Raw genomic sequence first — 13780 nt, forward strand, 5'->3', positions numbered from 1 at the left:
ATCAGTTAAAATACTTCTCAGAAAGAGTTTTCAAAATCCCTGGCGAAAGCCTGTGATTTTGAATGGCTCCGTGGTCATCCAACTGGACTACTTCCGTACAGGTACGGACAATGAACTCAAAATCGTGGGATACCACAAAAACAATGACTCCGGAATTTGAAAGCTGTTCAATCAGATTGCTGACGCGCACCATCGAGTCATAGTCCAAACCACTGGTAGGCTCGTCAAAGTAAATCACCGGACTGTCCTTTACGATTGCTGCGCCGATGGTGACCCGTTGTTTTTGACCGCCTGAAAGAGAGGCCGGGTGACGCTCCCGGTATTCTGAAAGCTCCAAAGCATCCAATGTGGTGTCTACTTTTTCTTTACAATCATCCCGTATTCCCAGGGACAGTTCCTCGTCCACGCTGCTTGCAAAGAGCTGATAGTCTGTATCCTGCATCACCAGATAAGACAGAGCGCGCCGCTGACGGGGTGTGAGTTTCTTCCCGTCAAAGCTGATTTCCCCTTGCCGCTGCTTTAAGAGGCCGGTCAAAATTGACAAAAGGGTTGTCTTACCCGCGCCATTGTGACCGAGAATACCAATGACATCTCCCGAATGGGCTTCAAAACTGACATTCTGGAATACATCAGGGCCTTTCTTATAAGAGAACGCCAGGTTTTGTACGGCCAACAGGTGTGTTCCATCGGGAACGCGTTCTTTTTCGTGATAGTTTTCCGCATCCCGTTCCGGGTACGCTGTCCGCAGGCCGTAGGAGATCCGCGTTTTCTCAGGCAGCGTGCAAAACTGTTCTCTGGTAAATTCCCGCTCGATCTTCCCATCCTGAATGAGAAACACCCGGTCAATCAAATCGCGTAGGTAATAAAAGCGATGTTCCACCACAAAGATGGTATATCCATCTTGCTTTAATTTTCCCATGATTTCAGCCAACCGTTTAGTCGCCGCATAATCCAAATTTGCGGATGGCTCATCGAAAATGTAGACCTTGGGTGAGAGAGCGTAAACTGAGCCAATGGCAATCTGCTGTTTTTCTCCACTGGACAGGGCGAAAATGCTCCTGTTCAGATAGTCCACCAGTTCCAAATCTTTGGCTGCCTTTGTAATCCGCTCAATCGTTTCTTCACGGGAAATCCCCATGTTTTCACATCCAAAGGCCAGTTCCCGCGTAGTGTCTGTCATAAAAAACTGAGAGCGCGGGTCCTGGAATACAGTTCCTACCTGTCCGGCCAGTTGTGATGGCTTCATTTCCAGAAGTGAGTACCCATCCATCACAAGGTCCCCCTGAATTTCTCCGGGGTAAAAGTGCGGGATCAGGCCATTGAGCGAACGGATCAGTGTTGTCTTGCCGCAGCCGCTTCGCCCGGTCAATAGGATAAACTCGCCGGTCTGTACGGTCATATCAATGCCACGGAGGGTAAAATCCTGGCTTTCTTCATAGCGAAAGCTGAAATTCTGAAATGAGATCATCGTCATACCCTCCACAAAATGATTTCCCCGATTTTGGTCTGGTCAATAAGAAGCAGGCCAGCCAAAAAGAGGATACCAAGCAGAGATACCACAATTTCCGGCCATGCAAAACGGATTGTCCGCAGCGCATATCGTTTGCACTCCAACTCCAGACCGCGTGTTGTGCCGGATGCCGCCAGTTCATCGGTAACCTTCAGGCACCGCATCAGCAGTGGTATCAAAATATACTCTATCGTTGCCAACGGATGGGATACCCGTTTCCAGAGGGTATCACTGATACCGCGAATATCCATCGTACTTCGGATTTGCCGGTATTCAATCCGCAGTGTAGGGATATAGCGGAACATGACCACAAGGGGGATCGTGACTGCCTGCGGCAGCCGCATCCGCTGGAGAGCCACCATCAAATCGTCCATATAGGTGGTCCGCAATATCCAAAGTCCCATCATCATAATGGGGATCAGTTTCAGAACCGTCACGCCAAATACGCTCATAATCACACTCAAAACCGGCACCTGCACATAGCGGAGCAAAGCGTTGAGATAGGCGACAATGATATAGGTCACTATCATTTTTACAGCCCATTTTCCACCATTGCCCAGGGCGATGAATAGCCCGTAAACCAACATGAGTGCAAGGCTGACAACTTCTCCGGCCAGAAAATAGCTGACAAAGCCAATACAAACCAGGAGAAGTATTTTGCAGCGTGGGTCCAGAAGCGCAGACCCATGAAGGGGTTGCCGCTCAATTATTTGTTTGATTTGTACTTCTTCCATTCCAATGCCTCCCTATAACATTCAGAGCGCGGGACTGGTTTCAGCCCCGCGCTCTGAAATCAGGCAGCCCGCTTGCCTGCGTTTGTCTGATGAACTTTCAGGGGGCTGATCCTGTTATTTTACCGAAACGAGTCCAGCCTTAATAAAGTGTTTCTTCAACGCTTTCTGGCCGATGACGCCGCCAATCAAGCCGCCAACCAGACCGGCTGCGACAATGACTACCAGCATAGGAACAGAAGTGATATTCAACATTCCCTCGATGTACTCCGGCGCGATGTTGTTTTTCTCCATCGCGCCCACAAAGGCACTCTGAAGGAATTTGATAGGGCAGATGGCACTAAAGGCAAAAATGGCGCTGAATAGCGCATAAGCCACCATCATGGATTTCATCGTGATTTCTTTTCGGCCCATAACCAGGAAGTCGCAGATTACACCGCCAATCACCAGACCGATGGGAATGAACCAGAAAGCGCCCACCAGCAAGAACAGAATAGCTTGAATGGCGGCGCAGATGGTAAATACACCCTTCTTTGGCACCTTGGCCAGCAGAAGCATCATCACGATACCGTTAGGAATAGCAACAACAGACGGGTAAAACACATTGGTCACCGGGCCAGCCACGCTCATAATGGTGCTGATAATCATGCAGATGATCCACATAAGGGCGGTCAGAACGCCGATGAGAATAAAATCTTTCGCATTCAACTTTTGTTTCATGCTCATGCCTCCTCACTTTGTTGGATAATAAAAATGTGATGTGGTTAGCAATATCTAACCACATCACATAGAATATCAGTTATCGCAGACTAATCCAACCCAAAACCTACCCATTTTGACCCAAAAACGGTTGAACGCCTATTTTTTTGTATTGTCAAGGTAACTTCCTCGGTAATTCTTTGGCGCTACCCCATATTTTTTCTTAAAGGCCGCCGCAAAATTGCTGGGCTTTCCATATCCAACAATCGCGGCAATTTCGCTTACATTCCAGTCTCCTTCCAAAAGCAACTGTGCCGCCTGTGTTAATCGCTGCTCAATAATATATTGATGGATTGGCATACCGTAAAATGATGAGAACCCGCGTGTCAGTTTCGTCATGCTCAAGTGTACCATACGAGATAGTTCTTCGCATGAAGGGGCGAATGCAAGCTGACTGTCTATAATGCGCTTGGCCTCCATAATGGCAGTCCTTTCGGTCTTAGACATGGAAATGTTTTTGCCCATCAAAATATCTAATTCAAGCACTTCCCCCAAATAAATAGACAATAATTCCAGCAATTTACCATCCAAATACAAATAACCCAATCCGCCACGATATTGCGTAAAGCGGCTGGTCTCTGCTAAAATCTGCTCCATGATTGGAGTTACCGGAACTTTAGAAATCCCATAAAGAAGTTTCTTTTCATAAACAGTTGCCTCTTGCCCGTCAAAGTAATCTGCGAGAAGGTGAGAGAAATAGGAAATGGGGATTTTAATGCTTTTGAATGAAAAGTCGCTGTCTTTTTTGTAACAAATATATTCGGTTCCACCGTGTCCTGCATAAATGCAAGACTCATTCTTTTGGATAGTAACAGAGCGCTGCTCATTCATGATCCCCCAGGAAATCCCATCATTCAGGCAAAAAATGATTTGCATATACTCCTTACTGACAGGGCCTTGCACATTCATATCTGCCTGATAGCACATTTGCCAGTCCGAAAGAATAACTCCATGTTTGATCTTGGTTTGAGCAATTCTTCCTCTCCCTATGTCAGATGGAATATCCATCGAGATTGTCTGGGGAGAATTTGTTATGAGATCATTATATAATTTACCAAGATAGTGGCTTCCATGTGTCATCATTGTTTTCATCCTCTAAAACGATTAGTTACAACTAATTCAATGATATACCAGAAATGCCCACATAGTCAAGGGAAAGAAATTCTCTATGCGACTGCTTCACTAACCATGACACAAAACAGACTCAAGAAGTTACTTAGAGCAACTCCTTTATCAATGCGTGAAGATTTTATAATCAATCTTCTATTTATGTTTATCATTTCTCAAATAGTCCCCCCCGGACGCATGAAGTTTCATTGTTACCTCCAATCAGGCAGAAATTTTTTGTTCGGCGTTCCACATAGCCGCATACTTTCCGCCTTTAGCCAGCAATTCATCGTGAGTACCGGCTTCAGCAATCTTTCCGTCAGATACCACAAGGATTTGATCTGCATTTTTGACGATGGAAAGGGTATGAGCAATCATTACCACAGTCTTTTTCTCTTTCAGCAGATTAGCGATGGCCTGCTTTACTGCCAGCTCGTTCTCGATGTCAAGGGACGCTGTCGCTTCATCCAAAAGCAGGATCGGGCTGTTTTTCAGGATGGCGCGAGCGATTGAAATCCGCTGACGCTCACCGCCAGAGAGAAGGTTTCCGTTCTCACCGGTCGGTGTATCGTATCCCTTTTCCATCTTGCGGATGAAGCCGTCACAATTCGCCTCCCGGCAGGCGGCCTCGATTTCCTCGTCTGAGGCATTGGGGCGGGCGTGCCGGATATTGTCCCGGATGGTATCGTCAAAGAGAAATACATCCTGGTCTACCATAGAAATTTGTTCCAGTACACGCTCTGCGGCCACATGGTTAATAGGCTTGCCGCCGATTGAAATGGTTCCTCCATCCGCCTCGTAGTATTTTGCAATCAGGTTCAGAATGGTGGATTTGCCGGAACCAGAGTCCCCAACGATGGCAGTGAGCTTCTGGTCTGGCACCGTAAAGGTGACGTGTTTCAGCACCGGCTCTCCAGGTACATACGAGAAGTCCACACTGTCGAAGGTGATTTCATGGGTGGCCGTTTGAAGCGGCTCCATGCTGCCGGTTTCCTCTGGTTCGTTCATCACACCCAGAATTTTGTTTTTGGAAATCATCAGGTTCTTGTAACTTGTCAGGTCTACAAAAATAGAGTTCGCCAGCTTTGCACAAAACAAAGGCAGCATACAGATCAGAAGATAAGATACTGTATCCAATGTTCCGGCAGCCCAGGGCGTATAAGCTGTCCAGATAACAAGCGGACAGGACAGCCAGCTTAAAATGCCAAATCCAGCGCCGATAGGAAGGACTTTCGCTTCATACACAAAGCTGATCCGGCAAAACTCCCGCATGGCGCCTATAACGGTTTTATTCTTCAATCCACATACGCCATAGGCCCGGAAAGTCTGAATACCAGACACATACTCCACAATGCTGCTGACATTCTTCGCACAAATATCATTCTTTTCTTTACCATATTTCACAACCTGCCGGAAGGAAAGCCACAGTCCGGGGATCAAAAGCAGGTCGGCAATCAGCAGGATCATTCCGGCGGGCACATAAATAGTCATCACAAAAATAATCAGCATGAGCGAAAGCGCAAAACTTTTTGCCAGATCACCGATCTTATGGGTCAGGATTTTTTCATAGTTGTTTACATCGCTTGTGATGGTATTGATATAATCGCCGGTCTGTCCCTGGGTAAACCGGGACAGCGGGATACGCTTCAAATGGTCGCCCATAAAAAGCCTGATGTTTTTGCTAACCTCTGCGCCGCCAATCTGCGCTTTGGTATAACCATAGCTGTAAATCAGAATACGGAGCAGGAAAACGACCGCAATTACACCAGTCAATATCAATGCCCGGTTCATGTCAAACTGCCCTGACCACAGAAACTGCATGACAGAGTAAAGAAGCATGAACAAGCTGCCGGAGAGAAGCCCTTCCAGAACAGTCCCGCCAACGCCAATATAAAAATTACGGTTCTTTTTCAATACATCACGGCCCAGGCCACCCTCTCTGGCTTCTCCGGAACCATTCATCTTGTGCTCACTCATGCTGCTCGCCTCCTTTTATCAAAATAGCAGACTCACGAAAATCCTCTGGATTTTCGCTCGTTAACGTATCACTGCTGCCACAGTGATACGTTATATTCCGGGCTGTTTCGTAATCCTCCCACGCCTTCCGATAGTAAGCATTGTTCCTTCGGACTTCCTCATGGGTTCCGACACAGGTGATTGTATGATTTTCAACCACTGCTACACGCTCGCACATCTTCAATGCGCTCAAACGATGGGCTACCACAATGACCGTCTTTCCCTTGCAGAGATTTTGAATGGCTTTGTCAATCTCCATCTGATTTTCCGGATCAGAGGCGCTTGTAGCCTCGTCTAAGATCAAAATGGGAGCGTTCTTCAGAATCGCACGGGCAATGGCAATCCGCTGTTTTTCACCGCCGGAAAATCGGGAACCGAAGCTGCCTACCTTCGTGTCATATCCATCCGGCAAAGACATGATGAAGTCATCAATCTGCGCCTCTTTTGCGGCGGCCCGCACTTCTTCCAAAGTGGCACCTGAGCCCATGCGGATATTTTCTAAAACGCTGTCACGGGTCAGGAAGGTCTTTTGGAACACAATGGCGATATTTTTCAGAATGGTATCATAATTGAGTTCCTTTACATTTTTCCCTCCAATCAGTACTTCGCCCTCCTGCACATCATAGAACCGGGAGATCAGTTCAATTATGGTGCTCTTACCGGCGCCAGACTGTCCCACAAGGGCCATGCGTTCGCCGTCTTTAATTTTAAGGTTGACGCCCTGCAGTACATTGGTCTTGCCATCACGGTCCAGACCGCCTTCTCTGCCTCCTTCGGAGCCATTCACCTTGTAGGAAAACCAGACATTGCGAAGTTCAATATCGTGATTTTGTGGAAAGTCTGTTCCACCCTCACAGCCCAGGCCGTCTTCTCTGCCTCCTTCGGAGCCATTCACCTCGTAAATCGGAATATCCAGGATTTCTTTGGTCTTAGTAACAGCGTTCAGCACATTGGCAAAATTAGTCCCCAGTTCCTGCAGGGGGCGGATTTCCGTCAAATACATGGAACCTACATAGACGAACAGCAAAAAGGCGCTGGCCGCCAGCGAGCCTTTCAGGAAAAGCATTCCGCCGATTGGAACCATCAGCAGCATCCCACATTCGATGATAACAACAAAGGCCGCATAAGGTGGCCCCATACGCCGGGAAGTTTCATTCCACATGGCGTTTTCTTCCTGGATAGCGTCTGAAAACTTTTGAAACGATTTGCTCCCCATGTTATAGGCTTTAATCAGTTTCATGCCGCTGATGTACTCAATCATAACCGAGTTCAGTGTGGTAATGGAGCGATTGGCCCGTTCCATCAGGTCATCCGTATTGCGGAACATCATCCCCATTACAACAACAGCAAGGATCAGCGGAACCAGGGAAATCAATGCCAGAGGAATATTGACGGTCATCAGATAAAGAAAGATGACTACCGGCCCAACCAGATAGCACACAAGGTCCGGAAGGTTATGGGCCAGGAATAGCTCCAGCTTTTCAATATCTTCATTCAGAACCGTTTTAATATCCCCGGTGCGCCGTTCATTCAAGGCCCCCAAAGGCGCTCTGGCCATGTGTTCTGCCACCATGCAGCGCACTTTGAAAAGAGCGCCATAGGCCCCTTTGTGGGCTGCTACGCCGGAACAGCCAAACAGGGCAAACCGCAAGGTTACCGCCACTGCAATCATCGCCACAGTCTGCACAACCAATTCCTGCGTGCAGGTATGATTGAATGTGGCGTCCATCAGCCGGTAAATCCCAATGTAAGGGACGATAATGCAAAAGCCGCTGACCGCCGATAGAAAAATCGCCAGGAACAGCCAGATTTTTTGCTCACCGGCCCAGTGGAGCAGCAAAGCTACTCTGTTTTCTTTTTTCTGTTTCATAGCTCACCTCTCCTTTCCATCTGAATGGCCCAGGCCACCCTCTCTGTCTCCTTCGGAGCCATTCACCTTGACAGAGAACAGCTCTCTCAATTTCGGGAGGGCATCCATCACAACAGGTACATCATCGGGCATTTCGCCCTCGTCAAAATGCAGGACGCGGGAGCAGGTTCGGCAGACAAACTCAAAATCATGGGTAACGATGAAAATAACCTTTCCCATGTCAGACAATCGCCGGATCAGCCCTGCCACCTGTGCCATACTGTCAAAATCCAGGCCGCTGGTCGGTTCATCAAATACCAGAAGATTTTTTCCGCAGATCATACTGACCGCTACAGCTACCCGCTGTTTTTGACCGCCTGACAGGGTGTTCGGGTGTTGTTCCCGGTAAGAGGCAAGCCCCAATTTCTCTAGTGTTTCCGTCACTAATTTCTGATCGGGACCCTGAATACCAAAGGAGCATTCTGCCTCAACACTGTCAGCAAACAATTCGTAGTTCACATCCTGCATGACCATATAAGACTTCTTCAGCCTTGCCTTTCGATCCATCGGCCTGCCATCCCACAGGAATTGTCCATCACAGTCCTTATGCAGTCCGCACAAGGCGCGGGAAAAGGTGGTTTTGCCTGCTCCGTTATGACCAACTACTCCGATAACTTCTCCCTTCGCGGCAGAGAGGGCAATATGATGTAAAATCGTCCTCTTTTTGTAGCGGAGTGTTACATCTTGAAGTTCAAGTATGGGAGCTGAAACAGGCAGGCACTTCTGTGGAGGAAGTACCTCTGTCAAATCTACCGCCCGCAGCCCCATGTGTTCACGCTCGGCTTCTGGCAGCTTGCGAAATTCCTCCGGCGTATAAATTTTTCTGATTTGCCCTTTTTCAAGATAAACAATGCGGTCTGCAAGTTCCATCAGGTAGTACAGCCGGTGTTCCGCAATTAAAATCGTTTTGCCCTGGCTTTTTATCAGCCGCAGGTGTTCCTTTAATTCCTGAATGGAAGTCATGTCCAGGTTAGAAGATGGCTCGTCCAGCAGATAAATTTTCGGGTTCATAGCGTAGACAGAAGCAAAAGCGATTTTCTGCTTTTCACCGCCGGACAATTCAAAAATGTTCCTGCTCCGCAGCTTCTGGATATGCAGATCCTCTGTTGTCTGTTCTACCCTCTCGGCCAATTCCTGGGGAGGGCGTGCCTCATTCTCAATACCGAAAGCAATCTCGCTGTCGGTGTCCACATTGAAAAATTGTGTCCGTGGATTTTGAAAAACCGAACCAACCTTTGCGGCAATCTGGTACATGGGAAGATTACTGATTTCCTGACCGTCTACCAGCACACGGCCATGAAGTTCCCCCTGATAAAACTGCGGGATCAATCCATTGACCAGGCGTGTAATCGTTGTTTTGCCACACCCGCTGCGCCCACAGAACAGGACACATTCTCCATCCGCAATTTTCAGATTGATGTCATGCAGGCCATCATGCTCCTGCCCATCACGGCCCAGGCCGTCTTCTCTGTCTCCTTCGGAGACATTCACCTCATAAGAAAAGGATACATGTTCAAGCTCAATCAACCGATGACACCTCCCCGCATACACAATTCAAAGAGCAGAAAGGCAATGGCAGCCGCCATAATCATCCAATCAGCAATTCCGCACTTTATCTGAACAAGACAGGTGCGTGGATTAGGATTTTCTATTCCGCGGGTAACAGAAGCGATGGAAAGCTCATCTGCCGCTTTCGAGGCCGTCATCATCAACGGCACATAGATACACTCTACCGTCATTCCCGGATGGGACAGAAAGCCCCCAAAAGAAGGGGAAACATCTCTCATCCGCATAGCGTCCTTGATATATCGCCAATCCTCCTGTATGGTCGGAATATAACGCAGCATGACCGCCAACGGGATCACTAATTTCTTCGGCGCATGGACGCGGTTCATTGCGGACAGAAACTCATTCACCTTTGTTGTTGACAGTACAATTCCGGCCAACATCCCACAGGCATAGACTTTATGAAACAGACCTAAAAAGGCGATGAACATAGTCCGCAGCGTTCCTGTCATTTCAGCCATGATCCAGACCGTCAGAACGCAGATTACAGCATAGAAGCACACTGCCTTGATGACATATTTCCATTTTCCGAAGAATGTTCCCAATATTGCAATCAGCACAACAAGCGCAAACTGGTATGCCAGAGAAGGGGCAAACATGGACGCTAAAACACAGATCAAGATAAGAAAGAGCTTGGCCCGTGGGTCAAGCCAAAGCCCTTTCTTCTGGCGCTCACCGCTCATGCCGTGATACCCGCCTTTTCAAACTGCTTTTTCAGCATTTTGCAGCCTACAAAGGCACTGATTGCCGATGTAATGATAGCGGCGGCAAACATGGCAATCAGGATGCCGGTGTTGGCGGTTGCCTGCATGGTGTCAATGTAGCTCTGTTCGGTTCCGTTACCCAGCATAGTCTGCGCCCATCCATTGGGGTCAGCAAAGAAAACGATGTACGATCCAGTACCGCCCAGGGAGAACAGGATATATGCAATACTGTTGAACTTCTTGCTCTTATACTGTCCCGCACCGGCAACAAAGTCAGCTACGATGGCCATAATCAGATATCCCAACGCAAATGCCCAGTGCATACCTGTTACAAACCAGATAATGCCGATGATAATTCCCATAATAGAGAGACTCCACCTCTTTTGAACCTTTGCTATCAGCAACAGATAAACAGGACCGGCAAGCAACCCGCTCCCGGCAGGCATAAAGAAAGTCAGTACAGGATTGGTCGCAAAAAAGATTCCGCCCACTAGTATAAAGACGAATAGCAGGGCAGTAAAAATACCTGTCGTTACCAGATCCTTCACAGTAAGGCCTTTGTTCATAGAATTTGCTTGATTTTTCATTGTGATCCTCCTACTTTTTCACTGTCTTGACTCGACAAGCGGTTTGTGATATTCTTGGGTTAGATTCGGCTAACCGTCAATTATTACAGTACGCTTGCGGCGAACAACATGCAATAGGTTCCGGCGATGTTCGTCTGTTCCTTTCAAAAGTTCGTCCAATCGTTGCAAAAAGGAGGCGGGCTATTTTCATGTCCGAAATTATTGATAAATTTTACACACCTCTGCTGACTGGCCATGGTTTTATCCGCGATCCAGACAATCAGCAGTATGGTGATTTGGGGATATGCTGGAAACTTTCTCCCGAAGTTGGAGAAGGCACTTACTGGACTTATGCACAGAAAGAGCTTTATGACATTAAGATACACAACTTTTCATTCCATGAGGATTTTATGCTGGAATTTTCTTTGCCCGAATGTCTGAGCATTACACGCTATGACTCAATTTCAGGTGAAGAACTGTCTCCATACCGAAGACTGTCTGCTGGTTGTATCAAAACTTTTATTGGAGGCTACACGCCCTATAAAGCATTGATCCACAAGAATATTCCAATCCGTTCAATCGGAATTGAAATTACTCCGGCCTATTATGAGGATTATCTGAAAAAACTATATCCAGAGGCACAAATCAATCCGGTGGACGCCTTTCGGAAGATTGACCAGACTTCGGATTTCCCGGAAATGTCAAGACTTCTTACAGAGATCAAAAACTATCGCGGAGAGGGAATTGCAGCAAAACTTTTTTATGAGGGAAAGGTTGCGGAGGCCATTTCGATGGTCGTCGAATACCAGAAAAAACATCCCGAAAAGATTGAGCAAAAACTATCTCAGCAGGATATAGAGAGCATTCAGACAGTTGCCTCTTATTTAAGTGATCATTATGCTTCTGATATTTCACTCGAGCGGCTGACTCAGATTGCTTGTATGGGAACAACAAAGCTAAAAAGCTGTTTTAAGAAATATTATGACTGTACAATCACAGAATACATCCAGCAAAGGCGAATGAGTCAAGCAGAGTATTTGCTCGCATATACGGATCTATCTGTGGGACAGATCGCTCAGACGATAGGATACTCCACATCAAGCCGATTTGCTGAATTGTTCCGCAAAAGTACAGGGTTATTACCTATGGAATATCGCAAAATGTCTCAGAAAGGTCAAAATACGCTTTGATTTATACATCTTTCCATACAAGATAGGATGGAAAGGGATTTATGCTTTCCTCTATTAAATACTGTTCTATTACATAGTAATCCCATCTCTGCATCCATTAGAAAACCGGGACACATGGTTAATTGATATCTGCCACGTCCCGGTTTAACACTAATTTCTAAAATAAAATGCTTAAAAGCTCGCAATCATAAGCCATGGATTCCGCTTTTACTATCGCTTTGATGCTTCTCCATATCATTCAGGAAAAACTTTAGCAGACGGTTTCGGCCATCACTGTTCTCTATGGAATAACTTTCCTGAATTTTCCCGTTCTCTAAGTGAAGGACATAATGACAGCACCGTAAAATAAATTCCGGGTCATGGGTCACTACAAGCGCAGTTCTCCCGGTATCTGCCACTTTACCCACAACACTGGCAACCTGCCTCATGTGAAAAAGGTCAAGGCCGCTTGTTGGCTCATCGAATAAAATCAGAGGGCGCTCCGAAGCAATGGCAGAGGCGACTGCCACACGCTGCTTTTGGCCGCCTGACAGCCCCATCGGGTGGCAGTCCTCATATGGCAGCAAGTCCATCTCCTTTAAGATTTCTCTTGCCCTTTGCTTATCCCCAGTTCCCATACTGAGCAGAATTTCATCCAGAACACTTTCGGTAAAAAGCTGATGGTTTACATCCTGCATAACCATATAGCAGAGTTTCAATCGTTCTTTCCTGGAATAAGTCTTCCTCCAATCCTGCACTGTCCCCTTGAAGTGCTTTTCCAATCCGCAGAGGCACCGGGCAAAGGTGGATTTTCCCGCACCGTTATGTCCGATAATAGCCGTAGCGCTGCCGGATGGGAAAGCAGCTTCCGTTATATGCAGGGTTTCCGGCTCATGCTTATAGGCAAAGGACACATTCTTTATCGTCCAAACCGCCTCACTCATTCGCTGCGGCGGCCCTTCAACTCCTGAAAGCCCTGCAAGTTCAAGAGGCCGCAGCCCCATTTCTTCCCGCTGTTTTGCCGACAGGCGGCAAAACTCTTCCGCTGTATAATCTCCTTCAATTTCTCCGTCTTTCAGATACAGAACACGGTCAAAGAGGCCAGACAGATAGTACAGCCGGTGTTCAGATATGATGATGGTCTTTCCCTGCGATTTCAAAGCAAAGAGGAGCTGCCGAAAATCATCGATAGCGTAGGAGTCAAGGTTGGATGATGGTTCATCCAGCACATAAACATCCGGAGAGGTAGCTGCCGCCGATCCGCAGGCAATTTTTTGTTTTTCTCCCCCGGACAAAGAAAAAATACTTCTATCAAGCAGCGGCTCCAGCTTTAGCTGTGCAGCTACACGCTTTACCCGTTCGCGCACAATATCTTCAGCCATGCCGTGATTCTCCGGGCCGAAAGCCAGTTCGCTGGTCGTGTCCACATTAAAAAACTGAGAACGCGGATTTTGAAATACAGAGCCGACTTTTAGAGAAATATCAAACAGTGACAAGTCGCGAGTATCCTTTCCATCCAGATAGACGCAGCCGGTATAAGTCCCCTCATGGTAATGAGGAATAAGGCCGTTGAACAGACGGGTCATCGTTGTTTTCCCGCAGCCGGAAGTTCCGCAAAGCAGGACAAAAGAACCGTCTTCAATGGTGCAGGAAATATGTTTCAAAGCGCCTCCGTCCTGCTTTTCGCTGTCAGGCAAATTACTCGCTGGATAGGAAAATGACACATCCCTACATTCAATCACT

Annotated in this window: 11 protein-coding genes; 1 reads left to right on the plus strand and 10 read right to left on the minus strand. The window is 47.3% G+C overall.

Features of this window, described 5'->3' with window-relative positions; all coding sequences use genetic code 11:
* Position 1: 1 nt before the first annotated feature.
* The 9 genes from B5E82_RS02675 to B5E82_RS02715 form a co-directional block, all read right to left on the minus strand.
* A complete protein-coding gene (locus B5E82_RS02675; protein WP_330398223.1) occupies positions 2-1468 on the minus strand; it encodes an ABC transporter ATP-binding protein in 1467 nt (488 codons plus the stop codon).
* A 2-nt stretch (positions 1469-1470) separates the two neighbouring features.
* Positions 1471-2244, minus strand: a complete 774-nt coding sequence (locus B5E82_RS02680; RefSeq protein WP_087305862.1) for an energy-coupling factor transporter transmembrane component T family protein — start codon at positions 2242-2244, stop codon at positions 1471-1473.
* A gap of 114 nt (positions 2245-2358) precedes the next feature.
* Entirely contained in the window at positions 2359-2961 is a 603-nt protein-coding gene (locus B5E82_RS02685) for an MptD family putative ECF transporter S component (protein WP_087305863.1), read from the minus strand.
* Between the two features lie 138 nt (positions 2962-3099).
* Positions 3100-4080: a helix-turn-helix domain-containing protein gene (locus tag B5E82_RS02690; protein ID WP_087305940.1), complete on the minus strand. Its 981-nt coding sequence runs from the start codon at positions 4078-4080 to the stop codon at positions 3100-3102.
* Positions 4081-4329: 249 nt separating this feature from the next.
* Complete coding sequence (locus tag B5E82_RS02695; RefSeq protein WP_330398225.1) at positions 4330-6084, minus strand: ABC transporter ATP-binding protein; 1755 nt, start codon at positions 6082-6084, stop codon at positions 4330-4332.
* Positions 6077-7993: an ABC transporter ATP-binding protein gene (locus B5E82_RS02700; RefSeq protein ID WP_242966229.1), complete on the minus strand. Its 1917-nt coding sequence runs from the start codon at positions 7991-7993 to the stop codon at positions 6077-6079. The genes B5E82_RS02695 and B5E82_RS02700 overlap by 8 nt, the downstream gene beginning before the upstream one ends.
* A gap of 3 nt (positions 7994-7996) precedes the next feature.
* Positions 7997-9559, minus strand: a complete 1563-nt coding sequence (locus B5E82_RS02705) for an ABC transporter ATP-binding protein (RefSeq protein ID WP_206415610.1) — start codon at positions 9557-9559, stop codon at positions 7997-7999.
* A complete protein-coding gene (locus B5E82_RS02710; RefSeq protein ID WP_087305864.1) occupies positions 9556-10281 on the minus strand; it encodes an energy-coupling factor transporter transmembrane component T in 726 nt (241 codons plus the stop codon). The genes B5E82_RS02705 and B5E82_RS02710 overlap by 4 nt, the downstream gene beginning before the upstream one ends.
* Positions 10278-10889, minus strand: a complete 612-nt coding sequence (locus tag B5E82_RS02715; RefSeq protein ID WP_087305865.1) for an MptD family putative ECF transporter S component — start codon at positions 10887-10889, stop codon at positions 10278-10280. The genes B5E82_RS02710 and B5E82_RS02715 overlap by 4 nt, the downstream gene beginning before the upstream one ends.
* A gap of 188 nt (positions 10890-11077) precedes the next feature.
* On the opposite strand from B5E82_RS02715, the gene B5E82_RS02720 reads away from it, so the two are divergent.
* The gene (locus B5E82_RS02720) at positions 11078-12058 is read left to right on the plus strand and encodes an AraC family transcriptional regulator (RefSeq protein WP_087305866.1); all 981 of its coding nucleotides are present in this window, start codon (positions 11078-11080) and stop codon (positions 12056-12058) included.
* A 185-nt stretch (positions 12059-12243) separates the two neighbouring features.
* Here B5E82_RS02720 and B5E82_RS02725 read toward each other — a convergent pair whose 3' ends face one another.
* Positions 12244-13779, minus strand: coding sequence for an ABC transporter ATP-binding protein (locus B5E82_RS02725; protein WP_087305867.1), 1536 nt, complete (start codon positions 13777-13779; stop codon positions 12244-12246).
* Position 13780 lies beyond the last annotated feature (1 nt).

Source organism: Lachnoclostridium sp. An138, from assembly GCF_002160765.1.
Lineage (GTDB): Bacteria > Bacillota > Clostridia > Lachnospirales > Lachnospiraceae > Laedolimicola > Laedolimicola faecalis.

Excerpts from the sequence above, each read along its gene's own strand:
- B5E82_RS02675 (WP_330398223.1), bottom strand. The coding sequence starts at position 1,468 with ATGATCTCATTTCAGAATTTCAGCTTTCGCTATGAAGAAAGCCAGGAT.
- B5E82_RS02680 (WP_087305862.1), bottom strand. The coding sequence starts at position 2,244 with ATGGAAGAAGTACAAATCAAACAAATAATTGAGCGGCAACCCCTTCAT.
- B5E82_RS02685 (WP_087305863.1), bottom strand. The coding sequence starts at position 2,961 with ATGAAACAAAAGTTGAATGCGAAAGATTTTATTCTCATCGGCGTTCTG.
- B5E82_RS02690 (WP_087305940.1), bottom strand. The coding sequence starts at position 4,080 with ATGACACATGGAAGCCACTATCTTGGTAAATTATATAATGATCTCATA.
- B5E82_RS02695 (WP_330398225.1), bottom strand. The coding sequence starts at position 6,084 with ATGAGTGAGCACAAGATGAATGGTTCCGGAGAAGCCAGAGAGGGTGGC.
- B5E82_RS02700 (WP_242966229.1), bottom strand. The coding sequence starts at position 7,993 with ATGAAACAGAAAAAAGAAAACAGAGTAGCTTTGCTGCTCCACTGGGCC.
- B5E82_RS02710 (WP_087305864.1), bottom strand. The coding sequence starts at position 10,281 with ATGAGCGGTGAGCGCCAGAAGAAAGGGCTTTGGCTTGACCCACGGGCC.
- B5E82_RS02715 (WP_087305865.1), bottom strand. The coding sequence starts at position 10,889 with ATGAAAAATCAAGCAAATTCTATGAACAAAGGCCTTACTGTGAAGGAT.
- B5E82_RS02720 (WP_087305866.1), top strand. The coding sequence starts at position 11,078 with ATGTCCGAAATTATTGATAAATTTTACACACCTCTGCTGACTGGCCAT.